Here is a 24,721-nt window from a genome sequence, read left to right as displayed (position 1 = left end):
CCGCCTGTGCCCAGCAGCACACCGCCGTAGTAACGCACCACCACGGTGGCTATCTCACCCAGTCCGGAGCCCATCAACTGAGCCAGCATGGGCTTGCCAGCGGTCCCTGAGGGCTCACCATCGTCGCTGAAACCGTAAACCTGACTGTCTTGTGGTGCGCCGGCAACAAAGGCCCAGCAGTGATGCCGGGCCCCGGGATGTTGCTGCTTTATCTCGTTGACCCACGCCTTGGCGGCCTCAACCGTCGGCGTGTGCGCGAGCAGGGTGATAAAGCGGCTCTTTTTGATCTCTTCACTCACCGCCAGCGGGGCGGCCGGAATGGAGTACGCTGCCGCCATCAAAGCCCTGCTTGTCTGGTCATGTTCTCCACCCCATTGGCGTGCAACACTATGTTGTCCTCAATGCGGATGCCGCCAAACGGACGCAGCGCCTCTACCTTGTTCCAGTTAACCCGCTTGCACTGCTCGCTCTGACGCAGCTGCGCCAGCAGGCTATCGATGAAGTAGAGGCCCGGCTCTATGGTGAACACCTGACCCACCTCCATCACCCGAGTACAGCGCAAATAGGGGAACTGCTCGGGAGCAGCCAGGTGTGTGCCGCGCTCGTCCTGCATGAAGCCGCCTGCATCGTGCACCTGAAGACCCAGGAAATGACCCAGACCGTGAGGGAAGAAGACGTTGGTCACCCCGGTGTGGATCATCTCGTCTACCGACATGTCCACCAACTCGACCGTTTGCAGCAAGCGCGCCAGCCTGTGGTGCATCTGCAGATGCAACTCGCTGTAACGCCGACCCGGTTTGATCTCCTCGATGATCTCCTGCTGCTGCGCATCCAGCGCCGCGATCAGATCGGCAAACTCGCCACGGCGCCAGGCCCAGGTACGGGTGATGTCGGAGGCATAACCGTGAAAATCCACCCCGGCATCAATCAAGAAGGAGTGGCGCTCCGCATCCGGCACCCGCAAGGCAGACAAATGGGTGTAGTGAAGAATGGCCGCATTGCGGTTGATGGCGACAATATTGCCGTACGGCGCCTCATTGGCCCCCTGCCCGACCGCCTTCATATAGGCCAGATTGATCTCAAACTCGCTCGCCCCCGCCATGAAGGACTCCTTGGCCGCGACATGGCCACGCACCCCTATCCGGTTTGCTTCGCGCAGACACTCCAGCTCATAAGGAGTCTTGTAAGCTCGGTGATAGTGCAGATAGTTGAGCACGGATTCCGGGTTCGGCTGACCCAGCCCCAGCAACTTGGCCACCTCGAGATGGCCGCCCAGATAGGCCCACTCCTGCTTGCCAGCAGGCAGGTGATCGGCAACCTGCTCCGGCCGCGTCAAGAAGCGGATATCGAAGAAGTCGACCCAGAAGGCATTGGGCAAGTCCGCCACCTTGTGCCAGAAATCCACTGGCCGGTAGAACAGCAGCACCGGCTTGTTCACGCCATCCACCAGCAACCAGCAGTGGGGGTTGTCCAGCACCGGCAGCCAGGCCTTGAAGTGCGGATTCACCTTGAAGGGGTAATCCTGGTCGTCGAGGAAGATGCGGTGGGTCTGGCCGGAGTGGATGGCCAGGCCGCTGAGCCCCTGCTGTTGCAGTATGTCGCGGGTGCGATGCTGCAAGGTATCTAGGTGCTGGGCAAAAAGTTGGCTGTAGCTGCTCATGGCGTCCTGCTCCGGGAAAAATGTGATTTCAGCATAACATCAAGCGAATCAGGGCTCGAACCGTCAAGCTATCGCTTCGTGAGGTAACGCATACGTTACAAGGCTTTTGTTATGAAACAAAAACCAATCATTAACAAATAAAAAACAATTCAATACACTGCCGGTAGATACATGCAGTCAGGGACTACTCATGCACAACCTTTGCCTGTGGCAACCGGATCAGGAGCGGATTCAACAATCCAACCTCCAGCAGTTTATGGCCGAGGTCAACCGCTTCCATGGCCTGCAGCTGCACAACTATGCCCAGCTCTACCAGTGGTCGGTGGAAAAGACGACCCGCTTCTGGCCGCTGGTGTGGCAACACTGCGGCGTCAAGGGCGAGCTGGGGGACATAGTGGCAGAAAACCGCCAGGATATGCAGCGCACCCGCTGGTTCCCCGATAGCCGCCTCAACTTCGCCGAAAACCTGCTGCGCCGTCAGGACGAGAGCCCGGCCATTATCTCCCGCATTGAAGGCAGCCCAAGCCGCACCCTGAGCTGGCATGAGCTGGCGGATCAGGTGGCCAGGCTGGCCCAGTGGTTGCGCAGCCAGGGCATAAGCAGTGGCGACGTGGTCGCCGCCTACCTGCCTAATATCCCGGAAACCGTGGTGGCCATGCTGGCAACCACCAGTCTGGGGGCGATCTGGACCTCCACCAGCCCCGACTTTGGGGAAGCCAGCGTGGTGGAGCGCTTCGGCCAGACCCGGCCGCGAGTGCTGTTTGCGGTGGATGGCTATCGCTACAACGGCAAGGCCATCGACATCCAGGCCAAGGTGGCTGGCGTAGTCAGCCAGCTCGACAGCATAGAACAGACGGTGATGATCCCTCTGCTCGGCAATCCCCTGCAGCTTGGTCACGACTGGCAGCACGTGCTGGCGAGCGAGCCGGATGCTGTCCTTCGCTTCGAGCCCATGGGCTTCAACGATCCGCTCTATATCCTCTACTCGTCCGGCACCACAGGCAAGCCCAAGTGCATAGTGCACGGCATAGGTGGCACCCTGCTGCAACATCTCAAAGAGCATCAACTGCACTGCGACACCAAGCCGGGGGAGCGGATCTTCTACTTCACCACCTGCGGCTGGATGATGTGGAACTGGCTGGTGAGCGCGCTCGCCTCCGGCGCCACACTGGTGCTCTATGACGGCTCCCCCTTCTATCCGGACGGCAACGTGCTGTGGGATCTGGCGCGCGATGAGCAGGTCAGCTTGTTCGGCACCTCGGCCAAGTATCTGGATGCGCTGCACAAGCAGGGCTATGCCCCCATCAACACCCACGACTTGCCACAGCTGCGGCTGATCTGCAGTACCGGATCCGTGCTGTCGCCTGAGGGGTTTGACTACGTCTACCAGCAGATCAAAACAAATGTACAACTGAGCTCCATCTCCGGCGGCACCGACATCTGCTCCTGCTTCGTCATCGGCAACCCGCTCAGCCCTGTCTATCGTGGCGAGAGTCAGGGGCGTGGCCTCGGTCTCGCGGTACAGGTGTTCAACGAAGCGGGCCAGCCGGTACAGGGCGAAAAGGGCGAGCTGGTCTGCACCAAGCCGTTCCCGGCCCAACCCATCGCCTTCTGGGGGGACGACAGCGGCGACAAATACCACGCCGCCTACTTCGAGCGATTCGACAACATCTGGTGCCACGGCGACTGGATCGAGCTGACCCCGACCGGCGGCATCCTGTTCTATGGCCGCTCTGACGCCACCCTGAACCCGGGGGGCGTGCGCATCGGCACCAGCGAGATCTACCGCTACGTCGAACAGCTCGACGAAGTGGAAGAGAGCATCGTGATCGGCCAACAGTGGCAGCAGGACGAGCGGGTGGTACTGTTCGTCAAGCTCAAGGCGGGCTGCAAGCTGGACGAGCCGCTGCGCGAGCGGATCCGCCAGCAGATCAAACGACACTGTACCGCCCGCCACGTGCCCGCCCGCATACTGCAGGTGGATGCCATCCCCCGTACCAAGTCCGGCAAAATCGTCGAACTGGCGGTACGGGAAGTGGTGCACAACAGACCCGTCAACAACACCCATGCCCTCGCCGATCCCGAGGTGCTGAGCCAGTATCGCGACCGGCCTGAACTGGCCTGTTGATACAAAACTCATATCCATTGGAGGCGCCGCAAGGCGCCTCTCTTTTGCCCGTTTTGTGATGAGGAGCTTTTACTCGAGAACTGTTAAACAAATGTTTTAAATAGGTGTTGAAAATGTCTCCTTTTGGATCAATAGTGAGCCTCGCCCCCTGCTGGGGATAAAGGAGCAACACCCCCCACCGAGTGGGAACAAGGAGACACTCTCATGATCTACCAAGGCGAAACCCTGTCGGTCAGCTACCTCGAAAACGGCATTGCCGAACTGAGGTTTGATGCCCCGGGTTCAGTCAACAAGCTGGATCGCGCTACCCTGCTCTCACTGAGCGAAGCGATCGCCGCATTACAGCAACAAGCCGATTTGAAGGGCCTGATCCTCACCTCCGGCAAAGACGCCTTTATCGTCGGCGCCGACATTACCGAATTCCTGGAACTGTTCGATCTGCCGCAAGAAGATCTGCTCGGCTGGCTGAAAAAAGCCAACGACATCTTCAGCGCCATCGAAGATCTGCCGGTGCCGACCCTCTCTGCCATCAAGGGCCACGCCCTGGGCGGCGGCTGCGAGACCATCCTCTCCACCGATTTCCGTCTGGCCGACACCAGCGCCAAGATTGGCCTGCCCGAGACCAAACTCGGCATCATGCCGGGCTTTGGCGGCACAGTCCGTCTGCCGCGGGTGATCGGTGCCGACAACGCGCTGGAGTGGATCACCACCGGCAAGGATTACCGTGCTGATGATGCCCTCAAGGTGGGCGCCATCGATGCAGTGGTCGCACCGGACGCGCTGCACAGCGCCGCGCTGCAGATGATGAAAGACGCCATCGCGGGCAAGCTGGACTGGCAAAGCCGTCGCGCCGCCAAAAAAGCCCCGCTGCGCCTCTCCAAACTGGAAGCCATGATGAGCTTCACCACCGCTGCGGGCATGGTTGCCGCCGTGGCGGGCAAGCACTATCCAGCCCCCATGACGGCGGTGAAAACCGTCGAAGCCGCCGCCGGCATGAGCCGCGATGAGGCGCTCATTGTCGAGGCACAAGGCTTTATCAAGCTGGCCAAGACCGATGTCGCCAAGGCGCTGGTCGGTATCTTCTTGAACGATCAGCACATCAAGACGCTGGCCAAGAAGGCTGCCAAGCAGGCAGCTAAGGCCACAAGCCACGCCGCCGTGCTGGGCGCCGGCATCATGGGGGGTGGCATCGCTTACCAGTCTGCCAGCAAGGGCATTCCGGCAGTGATGAAGGATATCAACGAGAAGGCGCTGGCACTGGGCATGGGCGAAGCCACCAAGCTGCTCAACGGCCAGCTCGAGAAGGGCCGCATCGACGGCATCAAGATGGGCCAGGTGCTATCTGCCATCACCCCGACCCTGAGCTATGACAACGTCAAGCATGTGGATGTGGTGGTCGAAGCCGTGGTCGAGAACCCCAAGGTGAAGGCCGCCGTACTGGGCGAAGTGGAAGGCATTATCAGTGACGACGCCGTGCTCGCCAGCAACACCTCCACCATTCCCATCTCCCTGCTGGCCAAGGGGCTGAAGCGCCCGCAGAACTTCTGCGGCATGCACTTCTTCAACCCGGTGCACCGCATGCCTCTGGTGGAGATCATCCGCGGCGAGCAGACTTCAGATGAAACCATCAACCGCGTGGTGGCGTATGCCGCCGCCATGGGCAAGTCCCCGGTCGTGGTCAACGACTGCCCGGGCTTCTTCGTCAACCGGGTGCTGTTCCCCTACTTCTTCGGCTTCAACAAGCTGGTTGCCGATGGCGCCGACTTCGCCGCCGTCGACAAGGTGATGGAGAAGGAGTTCGGCTGGCCCATGGGCCCCGCCTACCTGCTGGACGTGGTCGGCATCGACACCGGTCACCATGCCGGTGACGTCATGGCGCAAGGCTTCCCGGCGCGCATGAGCAAGGCAGGCCGCACCGCCATCGACGTGATGTATGACGCCAGCCGCTTCGGTCAGAAGAATGGCAAGGGCTTCTACGCCTACGAGCAGGACAAGAAGGGCAAGCCGAAGAAGGTGGCCGATGTGGCCGCTTACGAGCTGCTGGCCCCCATTGCCAAGCCGAAGCAGGACTTCGACAAGGAAGCCATCATAGCTCGCATGATGATCCCGATGATCAACGAGGTGGTGCTCTGTCTGGAAGAGGGCATTGTCGCCACGCCAGCCGAAGCCGACATCGCGCTGGTCTACGGTCTGGGCTTCCCTCCCTTCCGTGGTGGCGTGTTCCGCTATCTGGACACCATTGGTCTGGATCGCTACGTGGCCATGGCCGACCAGTATGCCGATTTGGGCCCGCTCTACCGCGTCAGCGACAAGCTGCGTGACATGGCCGCCCTGGGCAAAACCTTCTACTGATTGCGGAAAGGAGATCCATTCATGAAAGACGTAGTCATTGTCGACTGTATCCGGACCCCCATGGGCCGGTCCAAGGGCGGCGCCTTCCGCAACGTGCGTGCAGAAGATCTGTCCGCGCACCTGATGAGCTCCATCCTGCTGCGCAACCCCAACCTCGACCCGAACGAGATCGAGGATATCTACTGGGGCTGCGTGCAGCAGACTCTGGAGCAGGGCTTCAACATCGCCCGCAACGCGGCCCTGCTGGCTGGCATTCCGAAACAGGTGGGGGCCGTCACCGTCAACCGCCTGTGCGGCTCAAGCATGCAGGCGCTGCATGACGCCTCCCGCGCCATTCAGGTAGGTGATGGGGATATCTTCATCATCGGCGGCGTCGAGCACATGGGCCACGTGCCCATGAGCCACGGCGTCGACTTCCACCCCGGCATGGCCAAGTCGGTGGCGAAAGCCTCCGGCATGATGGGGCTGACTGCCGAGATGCTGGGCAAGCTGCACGGCATCAGCCGTCAGCAGCAGGACGAGTTTGCCGCCCGCTCCCACCGCCGCGCCTATGCCGCGACCGTGGAAGGGCGCTTCGCCAGAGAGATCGTCGGTCTGGAAGGGCATGACGCCAGCGGCGCCCGCTTCTTCTACGACTACGACGAAGTGATCCGCCCGGAGACCACGGTCGACACCCTGAGCCAGTTGCGCCCGGTGTTCGACCCGGTCAACGGCACAGTGACCGCCGGTACCTCCTCGGCCCTGTCCGACGGCGCCGCCGCCATGCTGGTGATGAGTGCGGATCGCGCCAAGGCCCTCGGCCTCACGCCCCGCGCCAAGGTGCGCGCCATGGCCATCGCCGGCTGCGATGCCGCCATCATGGGTTACGGCCCGGTACCGGCCACCCAGAAAGCACTCAAACGTGCCGGCCTGACTGTCGGTGATATCGATCTGTTCGAGCTGAACGAGGCCTTTGCCGCCCAGTCACTGCCTTGCGTCAAGGACCTGGGGCTGCTGGACGTAGCGGAAGAGAAGGTGAACCTGAACGGCGGCGCCATTGCGCTGGGCCACCCGCTCGGCTGCTCCGGTGCGCGCATCTCCACGACTCTCATCAATCTGATGGAGGAGAAGGATGCCACCCTGGGGGTTGCCACCATGTGTATCGGTCTGGGTCAGGGCATCGCCACCGTATTCGAACGGGTGTGATGTAAACGGCTCGCCCTCACCGCGACAGTGAGGGCGAGCCAGAATACTCTCTTTTGGGGCCGACCTTGCCGGCCCGTCATTGAGTCTGTTGAGATCGCCACACGGGGTGATCTCCTGTCGTCGGAATCTGCGTGTTGGCCGTCCCGTTTGGGTCGGCCTTTTTTATTTAAATGGCGCTATATGGGCGGATAATGCCCATAACCTCACATTAGATGGGGGGCTTGCTTGCTTTTTGCTCCCCCGACAGGTTCAATCTGCACAAAAAAATGGGTGGATGCACATACATATGTCAACGAGCAAACAACTGCTGATCGTCGACGACGACCAAGAGATCCGCGAGCTGCTCAATGAATACCTGACCAGGGCGGGTTTCCAGGTATTAACAGCGGCGGAAGGAAACGAAATGCGCCAGCAGCTCGCCCTGCACAACCCGGACCTGATTATTCTCGATATCATGATGCCAGGTGACGACGGCTTTACCCTCTGCCAACAGATACGTCGCGATTCCCAGGTCCCCATCATCATGCTGACCGCCGCCTCCGATGAGGCGGACAGGGTGATCGGCCTCGAACTCGGCGCCGACGACTATATCGCCAAGCCGTTCAGCCCGCGCGAGCTGCAGGCTCGCATCAAGGCGCTGCTGCGCCGCGCCGAATTCCGCCAGCCGGAAAAAGAGAAAGAACCGAGCCGCCGGCTGCGTTTTGCCGAGTGGACCCTGGACACCCTGAGCCACCAGCTGACCCACGACGATGGCAGCCTGCTGGATCTCTCCGGCAGCGATGCCCTGCTGCTCGGCATGTTCCTGCAACAGCCGGGTGTGGTACTGGATCGCGATACCATCTCCGATGCCACCCGCGGCCGCGAAAGCCTGCCGATGGAACGCGGCATAGACGTGCAGATCAGCCGTCTGCGTCAGAAGCTGGGTGACAACGGCAAGAGTCCGCGCATCATCAAAACCATCCGCGGCAGTGGCTACATGCTGATCGCAGAAGTGCACGAGATCCCATGAAAGGCAAAAAGGTAGCAACAGCATGCTGATCGGCACAAGGCGCGAGATCCCATGAGCAGCGGTTGGTTCTGGCGGACGCTGGTCCCCCGCTCCCTGTTGTCGCGAATGCTGCTGCTGTTGCTGCTCGCCATCCTGCTCTCCCAGACCATTCTGACCGGCATCTGGATGCAACAGATCCAGAAACGGGAGCTGGAGGGGATGATCAGCACCACCCGCAACCTGGCGCTGTCGGCCGCCTCTACCGTCAACTTCTTCAAGTCGCTGCCGCTGCAGTACCGCCACATCGCACTGGATCAGCTGCGCAACATGGGGGGCAGTCGCTTCTTCGTGTCACTCAACGAGGAAGAGATCCACATCAGCGCCATCCCCGACAGTGAGCGCAAAACGCTGGTGCTGAAAGAGGTGCAGGGGGTGCTGACCCGCAAGCTCTCCGATGCCATGGCCATCAAGGTGGACTTCTCCCGCCCGGAAGAGCTGCACGTCTTCAACAACGACACCCTGCTGGCGGATCTGCCCTCCTCCTGGGCCCGCTATACGCTATCGCTGGAGCCGCTCAACCCGCCCGTGCTGGTGACCCAGATCGAGATAGAGCCCGGTGAGTGGCTCTATCTGGCTGCTCTGCTGCCCGCCCCCTACATGACCCTCGACGATACCGTCATGCCGAGCAATCAGGTGCGTTTCATCGCCCTGATGACGGTGTTCCTCTGTTTCTTCACCTTCATGCTGGTGCGCTGGCAGACCCGCCCGCTGCGCCGCCTCGCCAAGGCCGCCGTTAATCTCGGCAAGGATATCGACCAACCCTCCCTCAAGGAGGAGGGCGCCTCCGAAATCGTCGCGGCCACTCGCGCCTTCAACATCATGCAACACCGCATCCGCCGCTATATCGATGATAGAGAGCGGCTGTTCAGCTCCATCTCCCACGATCTCAAAACCCCCATCACCCGGCTGCGGCTGCGGGTCGAACTGCTCGATGACGAGGTGCAGATCAGCAAGTTCAACAAGGATCTCGACGAGCTGGAGCTGATGGTAAAAGGGGCGCTGCAGACGGTAAAAGAGACAGATATCCACGAGAACATCGAAGAGATCGATATCAATGCCCTGCTGGAGCAGATGGCCGAGTCGATGAACCTGCACGACGAGCGACTGACTATCGAGGGGCACTGCAAGTGGCCCTATCGCGGCAAGTTGCTGGCCCTCAAGCGCTGTATCGGCAATCTGGTAGACAACGGCATCAAGTACGGCCAAAAGGTGCGCATCATCCTCATGGACGACGAAGAGATGCTGATCCTGTTCATCATGGATGAGGGGCCAGGCCTGCCGGACGATCAGTTCGAGCGCATCTTCGAGCCTTATTACCGGCTCAGCACGGATCTGGCCGGTTCCGGCCTTGGTCTGGGCATAGCCCGCAACATAGCCCACGCCCACGGCGGCGATCTGGTGCTGGAAAATCGCCCGCAAGGTGGCCTCCAAGCCACGCTATCTCTACCAAGGCAGTAACCTTATGAAGTGGTTGTCTTTTTCTGTCATCGCCCTGTTATCACTACCGGTGAGCGCCTCCCAAGTGGAGGTGCTGCACTGGTGGACATCCGGTGGCGAAGCCAACGCGGTGGAAGTGCTCAAATCGGAGTGGACCGAGCAAGGCAACCAGTGGAACGACTTCGCAGTGCAGGGCGGCGGCGGCAAGAGCGCCATGACGGTATTGAAAAGCCGAGCGCTGGCAGCCAATCCGCCGGAGGCGGCACACCTCAAGGGCTATGAGCTGAGGGAGTGGGCCGGGCTCGGCTTCCTGCGCGACCTCAGCCCCATGGCCGAACACCTCGGCTGGTACACCAAAATGCCCGCCATGGTGCGGGAAACCCTCAGCCAGAATGGCGCCCTGATGGCGGTGCCCACCGGCATCCACCGCGTCAACTGGCTGTGGCTCAACCGCAAGTTGTTCGACGATCAGGGGCTGACGCCGCCCACCGACTGGAACCAGTTCGTGGCCGTGGCCGAACGGCTCAAGGCGCAAAACATAACACCGCTCGCCATCGGTAACGAGCCCTGGCAACTGGCGGTATTGTTCGAAACGGTGGCGCTGGGCGAGGGCGGCAAAGAGTTCTATCGCAAGGCGTTTCTCGAACAAGACAGCGCGACCCTGACCGGTCCCGACATGGTGCGAGTGCTGACTCGCTTCCAGCAACTGCGCGCCTACGTGCCGCAAAAATACGCCGGTTTGAAATGGCATCAGGCCACCAATCTGCTGGAGAGCGGCGGCGCTGCCATGCAGGTGATGGGTGACTGGGTGAAGGGAGAGCTGAGCGCAGGCAACTACCGACCGGGTGAGGTTATCGCGTGCCTGCCGAGCCCGGGCAGTGCCGGGCTGTTTAGCTATAACCTGGACTCCATCGCCATGTTCAAACAGCGGGATCCCGCCCAGCTACAGGCGCAGGGCGATCTGGCTCAGCTACTGATGACGCCGAAATTTCAGGAGGCGTTCAACCGGGTGAAAGGCTCGATCCCGGCGCTGACCAACCCTGATATGAGCAAGTTCGACCGCTGCGCCGTTCACTCTTATCAGGATTTCCTGCTCGCGGAAAAACAGGGCAACCTGCTGCCCAGCATGGCGGAAGGAATGGCAACGCCGACCAATATGCGCCAGGCAATCCTCGATGTGCTGAGCAACTTCTTCAACGACCCCAACGCCAATCCGGAGCAGACGGCGCTGCGTCTGGAGCGGGCCATGCGCTCGACCCGCTAGTCCCTTTCCCAACGGCCAGAAACGACAAAGGCGGATGATGCATCCGCCTTTGTCGTTGTGGGAGAAATCCGGGAGCTAAGTGTTGTCGTTCTCGTCCTCATCTTCGTCGTAGTAATCGCTGAGCTCGATCCAGAGCCCCAGTCCGATCATCACCATGGAACCGAACCAGGTACCAGTGTTACCGATCGGGCTGCCCATCACTATCATGGCGAAAGCCAAGAACCCCATGCCTGCGTAGGCTTGCAATCTGCCGTAGGAGACCTGCATATTCACACCTCCTTGTCGAATATGGTTCAATTTTTATATTACTCACAAGACGGGGACTAGATAGGGCCAGATAGCACTTTGGTTACATATGCTGCTTCCTGACCCGGTTATTTGATTATTTTTTCGCCGTGAGTATCATTGGCAGCTGAATTGGTTGAAGGTTAATTATTGATGAGTGCTTTATTCTGCGACGCAACTCACGAGTTGGACGCAATCGGGCTTCGTTGCCCCGAGCCTGTGATGATGGTGCGTAAAAAAGTGCGGCTGATGGCACAAGGGGAAACCCTGCTGGTCAGCGCCGACGATCCCTCAACCACCCGCGACATCCCCAGTTTCTGCCGCTTCATGGATCACACCCTGATCGCCAGCGAGACAGAGCAGACCCCCTACCGCTATCTGATCCGCAAGGGTCAATAAGCCCAGTTTCGGAGCAAACATGACAGCCATTACCCGAGTCGGCACCACCCAGCGTTGGTCAGACGTGGTCATTCACAACGGCACCCTCTATGTGGTGGAAGTCCCCGTGAGCGAAGAGGCCGACATTCACCAGCAGACCCGCGAAGTGCTGACTAGCCTGCAGCGCCTGCTGGAAACCAATGGCTCCGGGGTCGACAAGATCCTGATGGCCAACATCTATCTCAAGGACATTGCAGACATCACCGCCTTCAACGAGCAGTGGGATACCTGGATCCCGGCGGGTACCGCACCGGTTCGTGCCTGCGTGCAGGCCCGCCTGGCCCACGAAGGCTACAAGGTTGAAATCCAGCTGACTGCGGCCGTCTAAACTGCGCGATGCTATACCGTGACCGATGGCTGAGGAAGTCGCGAGATCCGGGTCTGTTCCTTCTCCCGCAAGGGGAGAAGGGAGCAAAGTACAGGGCGCCACTGCTCGCAACGGCAGCAATAAAAAGGCCCCGCCATCACTGGCGGGGCCTTTTCGTTACCGAAACCTGGACGACTTAAGCAGTCGGGGTCAGGGTAATGGTCACGCGACGGTTCTGGGCCTTGCCAGCAGCAGTGCTGTTGGTGGCAACCGGCTGATCCGGGCCCACACCCGTGGTGGTGATACGGCTGCCGCTCACACCCTGACCAATCAGCTGCGCAGCAACGGCGTCGGCGCGCTGGGCGGAGAGCCTCATGTTCAGATCACGGGAGCCTGTGCTGTCGGTGTGACCAACCACGTTCAGGCGGGTCTTGTTGAACTCGGCAACCACCATGGCCACGCCGGACAGAGTATTGGCACCAGCCGCTTTCAGCTGGGCGCTGGAGCTGTCGAAGGTGACGTTGTTCGGCATGTTGAGGATCAGCTCGTCGCCATTGCGGGTCACGCTGACGCCAGTGCCCTGCAGCTTCTCGCGCAGCTTGGCTTCCTGCACATCCATGTAGTAACCGATACCGCCACCCAGGGCGGCACCGGCGGCCACACCAGTCAGAATCCCCTTCTTGCGATCACCCTTGCTGGAGGAGAGCGCCCCCACGGCGGCGCCCGTCGCAGCGCCAGCCAGCGCCCCCCAGGCACCCTTGGAGGTCTGGGATTCACCGGTATAGGGATTGGTAGTACAACCGGTCAGGGCAAGGGTCAAGGCGACAGCGGGAACCAGAGTCTTGAAATGCATGAAAAAAACCTCAAAAACAACGCGATAAATTAAAGGGCGGCATTCTACCCCAGAGGTGTGCCAAGGTGTGACGTCAGAAGCAAGAGAGTCACCCAAGGCAGAAAAAAGCAGTATCGACCATTGAACTGGATCGCCCCTGAACCAGCGGGAAAAACCCGATAAAGACACCGGAGTTGTGATGAAAGGCAGGCCGTAGTGTGGCTCCATTGACTACTATTGAACCCACTATCAATAAGGCATCAGAGGGTTCCATGTCTTCACTGCTTCGAAATCTTTCGATCCGGCATCTGCTGCTGGGAGCAAGTCTCATCATCTTGCTGACCATGGTGCTGAGCAACATCTGGCGCAGTACCCTGACCAGCCAGCTCGGCCTGTTACCGGGGGAAGTCATCAAGATCACCAATGTCCAGATAGCGCTGCAGGAGCTGCGCTACCACACCACCCAGGTACAACAATTCCTCACCGATGCGGCCGTGTCCGGGGAGCAAAACTCCATCAGTGAAGCAGAACAGCATGCACAGGCAGCTCGTCAGCAGCTCGACACCCTGCCCCAGCTGCAAAGCATTCTGTCACCCCAACTGGCGCGCCAGCTGGAAGTGGGCAAGCGGATGGTCGATGCCTACCTCAAAGAGGGACGCGAAGCGGGCAACCGCCTGATGAAGGAACCGGATCAGGGGTTCGATGCCTTGACCGGCAACATCGCCAGCACGGTCGAACAGGCGCTCGAGCAGCAGCGGCAACAACTACAGCAGCAGGAGCTGGCTATCGAAAACCAGAACCATGCCCTGCAGAGTCAGGACATGACACTGCTGGCCGTCAGCCTGGCCGTTATCCTGCTGATGCTGCTGCTGATCCACCTCAAAACCGTCAAACCACTGCAGCAGTTGATGACACAGCTGGTCGAGCTGGCCAATCGCAGCCACAACCTCACCTTCCGGTTGCACATTCAGGGGCAGGACGAATTTGCCTATCTGGCCAGGGTGTTCAACCGCTTCCTCGACAATATCGACGGCCTGGTTGGCTCGGTGCAGCAGGTTTCCCACAAGACCCATGAAAAGATGGCACTGCTGATGGATCACTCCGGCAGCACCTTCAACAGCATGCAGCAAGCCCAGCAAAACACCGACATGCTGGCGACGGCCATCAACGAAATGACCGCAACCGTCCACAACATCGAGCACAACACCGAGCAGGCCAGTCAGGATACCCTGCTCACCCAACAGCAAGCCCACGATGGCCAGCAACAGGTGAGCCAGACCATCGCCCTCATCCGTCAGGTCGCCGACCATATCGAGCAATCCGCCGGTGAAGTAACCCAGCTGGATCAGGAGAGCACCCAGATAGGCAACATACTGCAGGTCATTCGCACCATCTCGGAACAGACCAACCTGCTGGCACTCAACGCCGCCATCGAGGCAGCCCGTGCCGGCGAGCAGGGGCGCGGCTTTGCGGTGGTGGCTGATGAGGTACGCCAGCTGGCTATCCGTACCCAGGCGGCTACCGTTGATATCCAGCAGCGGATCGAGGCGCTGCAGAACAATACCCGCCACGCGGTCAACACCATGCATACCACCCGCAATGTGAGCGAACAGGCGGTCAATCAGGCGGCCGGCACCGGCGAGACGCTGAACGCCATCGTCGAGGCAATCACCCGGGTTGCCGATATGAACGGCCAGATCGCCACCGCAGCAGAGCAACAGGCCAAGGTGACCGAAGAGACCAACCGCAACGTCATGCTGGTCGCCAACATCGCCCGCGAATGTCTGGACCTCTCGCACGAGAGCCGCACCCATACCCGGGATCTCAACCAAGCGAACGAGGAGATTCGTCTTGTCAGCGATCAGTTCGAAGTCAGCTCGAGCCCCCTCAATGGTCGCGAGCACGACCCGCAGCACTGGAACGACTCCTTCATGGTCAATGTGCCGAGCGTGGATCGCCAACATCAGGGGCTGTTCGAGGCAATAAACCGCTTCTACCACGCCATCCGTGACAACAGCTCACCCCAGCAGTGCAAACAGCGGCTGGACGAACTGCTCAAGCTGGCAACCCAGCACGTTGCCGATGAGGAGAAAAGCATGGAGCAGGCCTGCTACCCCGAACTGCAACGCCACAAGTAGTAGGATGTCAGGCTGTTGGCCGCGCAGGGAGCCCGGATCCGCCGCCAAGGTGGCGACGAACAGGAGCGCAACAGGGAGCTGATCATCTTCCTCAAGAACGGGCTGCTCGATCGCATCTTCAGGGTGGGCACGCAGGAGAGCGCCTGCATGATCAAGGCGGGGATGGCATAAGCGCCCCCTCACCACGCTAGCGGCGTCAGCCAATGCCAGTCAGCAATGGACTGGCATTTTTGTTGGCGGGATTAATGGAGGGAGTGCTGGCACTCGACATGGCAAGGACAGCTGACCAGATGATCGTTCACCATCCCCACTGCCTGCATAAAGGCGTAACAGATGGTGCTGCCGACGAAGTTGAAGCCGAGCTTCTTGAGCGCCTTGGACATGGCATCTGACTCCTTTGATGTGGCCGGAATATCGCCGTTGCCCTGACGCTGGTTGACCATGGGAGTACCACCGACAAAGCCCCACAGGTAATCGGCAAAGTCGACGCCTTCGGCCTCCAGCGCCAGATAGGCGCGGGCATTTCTGATGATCGACTGCACCTTGAGCCGGTTACGGATAATGCCGGTGTCCTGCATCAATCTCTCCACATCCTGCTCGTCGAACCGGGCGATCAGCACAGGATCAAAGTCAGCATAGGCGCGGTAGTAGCTCGCGGTGCGCTTCAAGATGGTGATCCACGACAGCCCCGCCTGCTGGCCATCGAGGCAGAGCTTGGCAAACAGCTCGCGGGCGTCATACACCGGCCTGCCCCACTGTTTGTCATGATATTCAATGTATTCCGGGTCTTTGGTCACCCATGCGCAGCGCAGTTCCATTTCCTCTCCCTTGTGATTTCAGCGGTTTCCCTGACCCTGCCCACTCAGCAGGCGGCACTGCTCACATCATATACCGGACAGCCCGCCCGACCAGCCAGGGCGCAGCGCAATCCCTGAATCCCCTGCAATTTCGCCTATTATCCGACCATGCCAGACGGTATACTCCCTCGGTTCACATTCAGCAAATCTTGCTCTGATTTTCATTTCGCGCGAAAAAAATTATGCAAAAATTCGATGTCAAAACCTTTCAGGGCCTGATCCTGCAGCTGCAGGACTACTGGTCCCGCCAGGGCTGTACCATTATTCAGCCGCTGGATATGGAAGTGGGTGCCGGTACTTCCCACCCCATGACCTGTCTGCGTGCCCTGGGCCCGGAGCCCATCGCCTGCGCTTACGTGCAACCGTCCCGCCGTCCGACTGACGGCCGCTACGGTGAAAACCCGAACCGCCTGCAGCACTACTACCAGTTCCAGGTGATCATCAAGCCTTCCCCCGACAACATTCAGGAACTCTATCTGGGCTCCCTGAAAGAGCTGGGTATGGATCCCGAGATCCACGACATCCGCTTCGTGGAAGACAACTGGGAAAACCCGACCCTGGGTGCCTGGGGTCTGGGTTGGGAAGTGTGGCTAAACGGCATGGAAGTGACCCAGTTCACCTACTTCCAGCAAGTTGGCGGCCTCGAGTGCAAGCCGGTCACCGGCGAGATCACCTACGGTCTCGAGCGTCTGGCCATGTACATTCAGGGCGTGGACAGCGTCTACGATCTGGTCTGGTCTGACGGCCCGCTGGGCAAGACCACCTACGGCGACGTGTTCCACCAGAACGAAGTGGAGCAATCCACCTACAACTTCGAACACGCCGATGTGGAGTTCCTGTTCCACTGCTTCGAGCAGTACGAGAAGGAAGCCCAGAACCTGCTGGCACTGGAAAAACCGCTGCCGCTGCCTGCCTACGAGCGCATCCTCAAAGCCGCTCACTCCTTCAACCTGCTGGATGCCCGCAAGGCCATCTCGGTCACCGAGCGTCAGCGCTACATACTGCGCATTCGCACCCTGACCAAGGCCGTGGCAGAGGCATACTACGCCTCCCGCGAAGCGCTGGGCTTCCCTATGTGTCAGCGCAGTGAGAACAAGCAAGGTTAAGGAACGGACATGGCACAACATACATTTCTGGTAGAGATCGGTACGGCTGAGCTGCCGCCCAAAGCCCTGCGCTCCCTGGCCGAAGCCTTTGCCGACAACTTCAAAGCTGAGCTGACCAAGGCCGATCTGGCCTTCGCCGGTGTCGAGTGGTTTGCCTCACCGCGCCGTCTGGCGCTCAAGGTGAGCGAGCTGGCTGGCGAACAGCCGAGCAAGAGCGTCGAGAAGCGCGGCCCGGCCGTCTCTCAAGCGTTCGATGCTGAAGGCAAGCCGACCAAGGCTGCCGAAGGCTGGGCCCGTGGCAACGGCATCACTGTTGCTCAAGCCGAGCGTCTGGTCACCGACAAGGGTGAGTGGCTGGTTCACACCGCCAAGGTCGAAGGCCGTCCGGCTAAAGAATTGCTGGGTGAGCTGGTTGCTGCTGCACTGGCCAAGCTGCCCATCCCGAAAATGATGCGCTGGGGCGACAAGACCATCCAGTTCGTGCGTCCGGTGTTCACCGTGACCCTGCTGCTGGATGGGGATCTGGTTCCCGCCACCATTCTGGGTATCGACTCTGCCCGCACCCTTCGCGGTCACCGCTTTATGGGCGAGAGCGAATTCACCATCGACAACGCCAGCCAGTACCCGCAGATCCTGCTGGAAAAAGGCAAGGTAGTGGCCGACTTTATGGTGCGCAAGGCCAAGATCAAGGCTGACGCCGAAGCGGCCGCTGCCGCCTTCGGTGGCGTTGCCGATCTGGACGACGCCCTGCTGGAAGAAGTGACTGCACTGGTCGAGTGGCCGGTGGTGCTGACTGCCAACTTCGAAGAGAAGTTCCTGGCCGTTCCGGCTGAAGCGCTGGTTCACACCATGAAGGGTGACCAGAAGTACTTCCCGGTCTACGACAAGAACGGCAAGCTGCTGCCGAAGTTCATCTTCGTCACCAACATAGAGTCAAAAGACCCGAGCCAGATCATCAGCGGCAACGAGAAGGTGGTGCGCCCCCGTCTCTCTGACGCCGAGTTCTTCTTCAAGACCGACCTCAAGCAGACCCTGGCCTCCCGCCTGCCGCGCCTTGAAACCGTGCTGTTCCAGCAGCAGCTGGGCACCGTCAAGGCCAAGGTCGAGCGCATCGAGACCGTCGCCGGCTTTATCGCCGAGCGTATCGGCGCCGATGTGACTCAGGCCAAGCGTGCCGGTCTGCTCTCCAAGTGTGACCTGATGACCAACATGGTCGGCGAGTTCGCCAGCACCCAGGGTGTCATGGGGATGCACTACGCCCGTCACGATGGCGAAGACGAAGTGGTGGCCGTGGCCCTCAACGAGCAGTACATGCCGCGCTTTGCCGGTGATGCCCTGCCGTCCGCTCTGGAAGCCTGCGCCGTCGCGCTGGCCGACAAGTTCGACACCCTGGCCGGTATCTTCGGCATCGGCATGCTGCCCAAAGGTGACAAAGACCCGTTCGCCCTGCGCCGCGCCGCCATCGGTGCCCTGCGCATCATGACCGAAAAGCAGCTGGACTTGGATCTGGTTGAACTGGTTGAAGAAGCGGTACGCGTCTACGGCGACAAGTTGACCAACAACACCGTCGTTACTGACGTGGTCGACTTTATGCTGGGCCGCTTTCGCGCCGCCTATCAGGACGAAGGCATCGGTGCCGACGTGGTGCTGGCCGTACTGGCCCGCCGCCCGACCCGTCCGCTCGACTTCGATCGCCGCGTCAAGGCCGTCAGCCACTTCCGCACGCTGGATGCCGCACTGGCATTGGCTGCTGCCAACAAGCGCGTGAGCAACATTCTGGCCAAGGTCGAAGGCGAACTGCCGACTGCCGTCAAACCGGAACTGCTGGTCGATGCCGCCGAGAAAGCGCTGGCCACCCAGGTTGCTGCCCTGCAAGGCGAACTGGCCCCGCTGTTCGCGGCCGGTGACTATCAGGCTGCCCTCACCCGTCTGGCCGCCCTGCGCGAGCCGGTCGATACCTTCTTCAACGAGGTGATGGTGATGGCAGAAGACGAGGCCCTCAAGGCCAACCGTCTGGCGCTACTGAACAACCTGCGCAACCTGTTCCTGCAAGTGGCGGATATCTCCCTGCTGCAGTAACACTGCCTGTATCAAAAAAGGCACCTTATGGTGCCTTTTTTATTTTCTACCACCGCATGCTCGGTATTCCTACCTCGCGACCTGGATAACCAAAATATGATATAGATGGATTTTCCACACCTATCTTATAAGTTTTCCATAATAGTTAATAAGGAAGGTGAGAAATTATACGGAAAACTATATTATCGGATCAGGTACATCTCCCATCTAATCACGGTTAGCCCTAAAAAATGAAACAATTAGCCAGCGCTGAAGTCACCAATCAAAAAGCTATCGAGATCGATCCGCGATTTTGGATTATGGATCAATGGACTTTTCTGATGATGCAAGCTTTTGAGGCTAAGAGCTTTCTGGAACTCGCAGAGAATACCCATAGAATAGGTCCTAAATCCTCAATGGAAGAGTTGTTAACTCAGCTGGCATTGTTTAAAGCCTTTCTATTGTCGTATGGCAAGTGTTTCGCAGCAGCAGGGAAGGGTCGCAGCAAATTAGAAGAAAAACACGTTTTTGTGGATAGAGGTGATTTGCTCCCCATTCATCATCGCATCATGGCGCTTCGGAACACATTTGCGGCCCACAACGATATGTCAGGCCTCGATGAGGCCCTTCTCGATATTGAAGAGACAGAAGAAGAGTTTATCCTGTCACATAGGTACGCCTTTGCTATTCCGCTGAATGAATATGAGGAATACAAAAAATGTATAGTGGTGCTTGAAGAATATTTGTTCGATAAAACAAACAAGGCAATGAGCTCACTTCAAAAACAGCTAGGCAAGACAATAAAAATGAAATAAGGCTAAAAATGACCGTAGGTTCGATTAGCCGTCAGGCATAATCGTACATTAGCGTAAATGGATTCTCCGGCACAAAGCTGGGACACCCATCTATTTACTGCTCGACGTTGAACACCCAGGTTGCCGCCCTGTTCAAGCCGGTCTATGCCTTCTTCAATAAGGTAATCGTGATGACGACGAAGCCCTCAAGACTGACCGTCTGGCCCAGTTTAACAACCTGAGCCACCTGTTCCTGCAAGTAGCAGATATCAGCCTGCTGCTGTCCCCCGGGTGTTTATTAAGCGTTCAAAAGAATGGCTTCTGGCGCTATATGACATAAATATAAATAAATGAACATCCCCCCCTCTATTTGAGGTCGAACCTTTAAGGGTACACCTTTCAACCAATTTGTTCGGGCAGCTCAAGAAATAACTTCCATTTTACATCACCCTCCCCCCCCTGCTTGGATAGAGAAAGCTAATTTTTCCATTAAAAAACAATCCATTAAATATCAATGACTTAAGAATAGAACCACCTTTGATTACCTCAAAAAATCCTTTAAATTGAATTTTTAACAACCCTAACCACTTTATTAAAATTTAAATAAATGTGGAGTTTTTCTCTCACGTCCGTATTTTGATTTTGACACCCACAATATGGAGATGTGTTAAATGAAATTGAAATTCGTCACACTAGCAGCCTTATCAGCATCAGCGATTATCTTCTCTACTAGTACATTGGCCGCTTATAAATTCGATGTAAAATGTCTTGATGAAGTCACCTTAACAGATGTTCATGCTGGTTATATTTTATCGGCCAGTGGTGGCCCCGACATAGGGAATGCAGTCGTCATTTCATGGGAAAAAAATTATGAAAATGGCAAGACGAGCTTCCATGTCTTGAAAAATCTGAATGACTACCCCGGAAAGGGCATGTTTGATATGGCACTGATGGCGCTTGATCGTGGCCTTCCAATCAGTGCATGGGGTAATGACGCTCAATGTTCCACTGGGATTCACCAGTTGAAAATTACTCGCAGTCGTTACCCTTAACCATCCCCTTATATGAGCGAGGCGTGGCAATAGCCAAAGCTGGGAGGGACAAAGCTGGGGGACAAAGCTGGGACACCCACCTGTACCCAGCTTTGACAACTCACTCCCCCTCCACTTTCCTTAAACCGGGAGCCCCGAGGAGAGAGCCGCCATGACCATCGCCCGTTCACGCCAGATCAGCCTCGCAGATACGCCTTACTACCACGTGGTCAGCCGCTGCGTTCGGCGTGCTTTTCTCTGTGGCCAGGATGATCATTCCGGCCAAAGCTACGAGCACAGACGCCAATGGGTGGCCGACAAACTGGACCAGCTGTCGCAGGTCTTTGCCATCGGTGTCTGCGCCTATGCAGTGATGAGCAATCACTATCATCTGGTACTCAAGGTGCAGGCCCATATTGCCCATGAATGGAGTGAACGAGAGGTGGCTGAACGCTGGTTCCGTCTGTTTCAGTGGCCCTTGCTGGTGCGTCGTTGGTATCAGGGAGATGAACTGATAGAACCCGAGCTGGACGTTGTGCATCAGCTGATAGCTCAGTGGCGGGAACGCCTCTATTCCATCAGCTGGCTGGTGCGCTTGCTGAACGAGTCGCTGGCCCGCCAGGCCAATCAGGAAGATGGCTGCAAGGGCCACTTCTGGGAAGGACGCTTCAAAAGCCAGGCTTTGCTCACCGAGTCGGCGCTGCTGGCCTGCATGACCTATGTTGACCTCAATCCCATCCGGGCTGGCATCGCCACCACACCGGAGGAGAGCGATTTCACCAGCATCCAGCGACGGATTGAACAGACAGCTGATTTATCCGCACCAGCCTCCTTGCTGTTGCCTTTTGCAAGAGAAGGCAAGCCCGAAGAACTCCCCTGCAGTTTTGCCGATTATCTGGCACTGGTGGATTGGACAGGACGCGTAATTCGTCTGGATAAGCGTGGCCATATCCCGCACCATCTCGCACCTGTGCTGCAGCGCCTGGGCATAGAAGAGGGGCAATGGTTGGGGCAAGTCACCCTGTTTCGGCGTCACGGTATCCGGGCGATTGGCGACAAGATTTGCTGCCAGCGCTACGCCGCGCATTGTGGCCAGACGCGATGTTATCAGCCCAATCCTTGATACCGGAAAGCCTCGTGCGTTCACCACCCATCAGCAATCCTCGTTGACGCTGTACAGGCACTGATTGCCAACTGGCAGCCACTGACGCTCGCTCAGGCTCACAGCTTGTACTCCCATTGCTGTTTCATGCCTTCCAACCCCTAAACCAGCCTGCGTACGAATGGAGCCTCCCAAGCTATTCGTCATTTTCCGTCAGGTGGGTGTCCAAATTTAATCATCAGGTGGGTGTCCAAATTTAACTATCCAAATTTAATCCTTCCCTTGCACAACTTGGGCTGGATGGGGGTGATATGTGAGAACCACTCCACAGCAAAACGGCGCCCCAAGGCGCCGTTTTGCTGTATGCCGCCGGTGATGGCGGGCGGGCTGTTTTTTTATATAACTCAGCCGGTATAGACAGGCAGCAGACCCGCCATGTTGAGCAGATGGAAGAGCGCGGTCAGCACCCCGAACAGCAAGACGCCCACTATCATCGGCAGGCCGCCCGGCGTGCGGAAGCCATCGCCTTTACCGCTTTGAGCACGCTTGCCGGCGCGTACCTTCCAGGCCAGCAGCGCGGGTATGATGCAGGTCCAGAGGGTCGCCACGGCGCCGGCGTAACCAATGGCCATCAGGAAGCCGAACGGGAACAGCAGGGAGAGCAGCAGCGGTGGCAGGAAGGTGACAGCCCACGACTTGGCGCGGCCCTGATGGCTGTTGTCAAACTTGAACAAATCCGCCAGATAGTCGAACACCCCCAGACCGACCCCGATAAAGGAGGAGAGGATGGCGGCCATGGAGAAGAGGTTGAGGGCATTGGCGACGGCCTCTGACTCTATCACCGAGGCCAGCGCCTTGAGCAGCACGTCAACGTTGCCGCCCTGTGCCACCACAGCCCCGAACTCGCTGCGCGGCAGGTTGCCAAATACGCTCACCAGCCAGATGAGGTAGAACAGCAGCGCGATGGCAGTACCACCGAGGATGGCGTAACGAGCGCGGCGCTCCTCACCGTAGTAGGCGCGCATGGACGACACCGAGTGGTGATAACCGAACGAGGTGAGCGCCACCGGCAGCATGGCCAGCGCATAGGGTGCATAGCTGGCATGCTGGCTCAGGGTATCGAACAGCAGGGTCGGCTTGATGTTGAGCGACAACCCCGAGATGCCGAACACGAAGCTCAGCCCCATGGCGATGACCAGCACGACCGAAATGCGATCCACCGCCCGGGTCGAGTGCCACACCAATCCGGAGAAACCCAGAGTGAACAGGATGGATCCCCAGTGACTGCCGATGCCGGTCATGCCATCTATGATGAGACCGGCCGAGGTGATGTAGGCGTAGAGCAGTATGCCGCCGACGAAGTAGACGGTGAGGTTGTTGAGGGCGTTGACCTTCTCTCCCAGCAGCTCTCGGGTCACGGTATCGAACGACACGCGCAGCGGGTAGCCCTGATAGGACTCCAGCAGCATCCAGCCGGAGACCGTCATCACCACCATGGTCAGGGTGATGGCCAGGATGGACCAGATGGTCCAGGCACCCGCCCCGGCACTCGGCAAGCCCAGCATGCCGGCCCCCACACAGACGCCGGCAATGATACATGCCCCGCCCACCAACGATGGCTTATGCCCCATATTCCACTTCTCCTACCCTGTTCTCACTGCAAAAAAATGGCGCAGCCACGGCTGCGCCCTGACGTTCGCCCTGCCCATGACAGGGGACGATTTGTTGTTCTCGCGAAGGGAATGAACCCGATACCCGGCGGCATATCAGTGTGCTGACGCACCCTGTCCACCGTTTCGCCGTGGCGACTTTACCCTCCAGCCCGCCCGGTATCAAATCCGCTTGCCGGTTTGGGTCACCCACACGACCCGAAACGGGCCGATCCGGGCCCACAAACACCCCCTCGGTGACGGGGGGGGGGCGTGCTGCCTGTGCGATGGCCGGGACAGCGGCATGGTCCACCAGCGGCGGGGTCAGTCGCGAGCACGGCGCAGATGGTAGTCAACGTGATAGTCGTTGGCGTTGCGAAACATGATGGAGTAGTTGAGAAACTCCCCGTTCTCGCCATAAGAGAGGGAGGTCAGCCGCAGGATGGGCGCCCCCTGCTCGATATGCAGCAACTCGGCCATCTGCCGGTCGGCCAGCACGGCGCTGAAGCTCTCGTAGTTGCCAGCGATGGGAAGCTGGCACTCATTCTCGATATAGGCAAACTTGGAGCCCTCCAGATGAGCCACCGACAGGGTGCGAAACAGTCGCACCGGCATGTAGCTCTCCTCCAGCAGCAGGGCCCGACCATCCACAGAACGCACCCGGCTGGAGAAATAGACGGGCTCGTTAACCTTGACCCTGAGCTGGCTGGCAATCGCAGGCGGGGCCGGCATGGTACGAAACTCCAGCACCTGACTGGTGAGTACCCGGCCCTGATCGCGCATCAGCTCGGTAAAGCCGCTCAACCCCTTGGTCTCATGCTGAACATCCTTCTTGGTCACATAGGTGCCGCTGCCGTGGCGCCGCGCCACCAGCCCCCATTCGATCAGCATGTCCACCGCCTTGCGCACCGTCATCCGTGACACGCCAAACTGGCTCGCCAGCATCTTCTCGCTCGGCAATACGTCTCCCACCCGGCAATCCGCGCCATTGACCCGGATACGCAGCCGATCCGCCACCGATTTATAGATCACTGCTAGACCTCTCTCAAC

At 58.9% G+C, this 24,721-nt stretch carries 22 protein-coding genes; 15 read left to right on the top strand and 7 right to left on the bottom strand.

Features of this window, described 5'->3' with window-relative positions:
- On the bottom strand, positions 1-338 hold a 338-nt coding region (locus AAC083_RS10950), incomplete at its 3' end, for a YigZ family protein (protein ID WP_258224661.1).
- On the bottom strand, positions 338-1,660 hold the full coding sequence (pepQ, locus tag AAC083_RS10945; RefSeq protein ID WP_108536599.1) for a Xaa-Pro dipeptidase: 1,323 nt from the start codon (positions 1,658-1,660) through the stop codon (positions 338-340). The genes pepQ and AAC083_RS10950, both read right to left, overlap by 1 nt.
- 190 nt (positions 1,661-1,850) lie before the next feature.
- On the opposite strand from pepQ, the gene AAC083_RS10940 reads away from it, so the two are divergent.
- The 6 genes from AAC083_RS10940 to AAC083_RS10915 all read left to right on the top strand — a co-directional run bounded on the left by AAC083_RS10940 (position 1,851) and on the right by AAC083_RS10915 (position 11,074).
- The gene (locus AAC083_RS10940; protein WP_108536598.1) at positions 1,851-3,788 is read left to right on the top strand and encodes an acetoacetate--CoA ligase; all 1,938 of its coding nucleotides are present in this window, start codon (positions 1,851-1,853) and stop codon (positions 3,786-3,788) included.
- Between the two features lie 204 nt (positions 3,789-3,992).
- Positions 3,993-6,140 (top strand): fatty acid oxidation complex subunit alpha FadB, encoded by a 2,148-nt coding sequence (gene fadB, locus AAC083_RS10935; protein WP_108536597.1) that lies wholly within the window; start codon positions 3,993-3,995, stop codon positions 6,138-6,140.
- Between the two features lie 21 nt (positions 6,141-6,161).
- Positions 6,162-7,325, top strand: a complete 1,164-nt coding sequence (gene fadA / locus AAC083_RS10930) for an acetyl-CoA C-acyltransferase FadA (protein WP_042036108.1) — start codon at positions 6,162-6,164, stop codon at positions 7,323-7,325.
- A gap of 286 nt (positions 7,326-7,611) precedes the next feature.
- Positions 7,612-8,334 carry a response regulator gene (locus AAC083_RS10925; RefSeq protein WP_181364720.1) on the top strand — a complete coding sequence of 241 codons (723 nt, stop codon included), beginning with the start codon at positions 7,612-7,614 and terminating at the stop codon, positions 8,332-8,334.
- A gap of 51 nt (positions 8,335-8,385) precedes the next feature.
- Positions 8,386-9,831 (top strand): ATP-binding protein, encoded by a 1,446-nt coding sequence (locus AAC083_RS10920; RefSeq protein WP_042036106.1) that lies wholly within the window; start codon positions 8,386-8,388, stop codon positions 9,829-9,831.
- 4 nt (positions 9,832-9,835) lie between these two features.
- Positions 9,836-11,074, top strand: coding sequence for an ABC transporter substrate-binding protein (locus tag AAC083_RS10915; RefSeq protein WP_108536595.1), 1,239 nt, complete (start codon positions 9,836-9,838; stop codon positions 11,072-11,074).
- 75 nt (positions 11,075-11,149) lie between these two features.
- On the opposite strand, the gene AAC083_RS10910 is transcribed toward AAC083_RS10915, so the two are convergent.
- Positions 11,150-11,341, bottom strand: a complete 192-nt coding sequence (locus AAC083_RS10910) for a hypothetical protein (protein WP_042036104.1) — start codon at positions 11,339-11,341, stop codon at positions 11,150-11,152.
- Positions 11,342-11,512: 171 nt separating this feature from the next.
- Here AAC083_RS10910 and tusA point away from each other — a divergent pair, with 171 nt between their 5' ends.
- Positions 11,513-11,758 (top strand): sulfurtransferase TusA, encoded by a 246-nt coding sequence (gene tusA / locus AAC083_RS10905; protein WP_108536594.1) that lies wholly within the window; start codon positions 11,513-11,515, stop codon positions 11,756-11,758.
- 19 nt (positions 11,759-11,777) lie between these two features.
- Entirely contained in the window at positions 11,778-12,125 is a 348-nt protein-coding gene (locus tag AAC083_RS10900) for a RidA family protein (RefSeq protein WP_108536593.1), read from the top strand.
- Positions 12,126-12,300: 175 nt separating this feature from the next.
- On the opposite strand, the gene AAC083_RS10895 is transcribed toward AAC083_RS10900, so the two are convergent.
- Positions 12,301-12,957, bottom strand: a complete 657-nt coding sequence (locus tag AAC083_RS10895) for an OmpA family lipoprotein (protein ID WP_108536592.1) — start codon at positions 12,955-12,957, stop codon at positions 12,301-12,303.
- A 251-nt stretch (positions 12,958-13,208) separates the two neighbouring features.
- Between AAC083_RS10895 and AAC083_RS10890 the strand changes: the two genes are divergently transcribed.
- Positions 13,209-15,074, top strand: a complete 1,866-nt coding sequence (locus AAC083_RS10890; RefSeq protein WP_258224659.1) for a methyl-accepting chemotaxis protein — start codon at positions 13,209-13,211, stop codon at positions 15,072-15,074.
- A 15-nt stretch (positions 15,075-15,089) separates the two neighbouring features.
- Positions 15,090-15,245 carry a hypothetical protein gene (locus tag AAC083_RS10885; RefSeq protein ID WP_258224658.1) on the top strand — a complete coding sequence of 52 codons (156 nt, stop codon included), beginning with the start codon at positions 15,090-15,092 and terminating at the stop codon, positions 15,243-15,245.
- A gap of 71 nt (positions 15,246-15,316) precedes the next feature.
- On the opposite strand, the gene AAC083_RS10880 is transcribed toward AAC083_RS10885, so the two are convergent.
- On the bottom strand, positions 15,317-15,892 hold the full coding sequence (locus AAC083_RS10880) for a DNA-3-methyladenine glycosylase I (RefSeq protein WP_108536591.1): 576 nt from the start codon (positions 15,890-15,892) through the stop codon (positions 15,317-15,319).
- A gap of 221 nt (positions 15,893-16,113) precedes the next feature.
- Between AAC083_RS10880 and glyQ the strand changes: the two genes are divergently transcribed.
- From glyQ to AAC083_RS10855, 5 genes are all read left to right on the top strand, one after another.
- A complete protein-coding gene (gene glyQ, locus AAC083_RS10875; RefSeq protein WP_005339464.1) occupies positions 16,114-17,037 on the top strand; it encodes a glycine--tRNA ligase subunit alpha in 924 nt (307 codons plus the stop codon).
- 9 nt (positions 17,038-17,046) lie between these two features.
- Entirely contained in the window at positions 17,047-19,116 is a 2,070-nt protein-coding gene (glyS, locus tag AAC083_RS10870; RefSeq protein ID WP_108536590.1) for a glycine--tRNA ligase subunit beta, read from the top strand.
- A gap of 230 nt (positions 19,117-19,346) precedes the next feature.
- Positions 19,347-19,910, top strand: a complete 564-nt coding sequence (locus AAC083_RS10865) for a hypothetical protein (protein WP_258224657.1) — start codon at positions 19,347-19,349, stop codon at positions 19,908-19,910.
- A gap of 650 nt (positions 19,911-20,560) precedes the next feature.
- Positions 20,561-20,941 carry a hypothetical protein gene (locus tag AAC083_RS10860; RefSeq protein ID WP_108536589.1) on the top strand — a complete coding sequence of 127 codons (381 nt, stop codon included), beginning with the start codon at positions 20,561-20,563 and terminating at the stop codon, positions 20,939-20,941.
- A gap of 151 nt (positions 20,942-21,092) precedes the next feature.
- Entirely contained in the window at positions 21,093-22,043 is a 951-nt protein-coding gene (locus tag AAC083_RS10855) for a transposase (protein ID WP_108536588.1), read from the top strand.
- A gap of 383 nt (positions 22,044-22,426) precedes the next feature.
- Here the strand turns inward: AAC083_RS10855 and AAC083_RS10850 are convergent, their stop codons facing one another.
- Together AAC083_RS10850 and AAC083_RS10845 are read right to left on the bottom strand one after the other, a co-directional pair.
- A complete protein-coding gene (locus AAC083_RS10850) occupies positions 22,427-23,653 on the bottom strand; it encodes an aromatic amino acid transporter (RefSeq protein ID WP_108536587.1) in 1,227 nt (408 codons plus the stop codon).
- A gap of 342 nt (positions 23,654-23,995) precedes the next feature.
- Positions 23,996-24,703, bottom strand: a complete 708-nt coding sequence (locus tag AAC083_RS10845; protein WP_108536586.1) for a GntR family transcriptional regulator — start codon at positions 24,701-24,703, stop codon at positions 23,996-23,998.
- Positions 24,704-24,721: the final 18 nt, after the last annotated feature.

It is taken from the genome of Aeromonas sp. HMWF014 (assembly GCF_963878295.1).
Classification (GTDB): Bacteria; Pseudomonadota; Gammaproteobacteria; order Enterobacterales; family Aeromonadaceae; genus Aeromonas; species Aeromonas popoffii.
The sequence above is the reverse complement of the archived record's forward strand: the minus strand, read 5'-3'. Positions and strand labels throughout refer to the sequence as shown.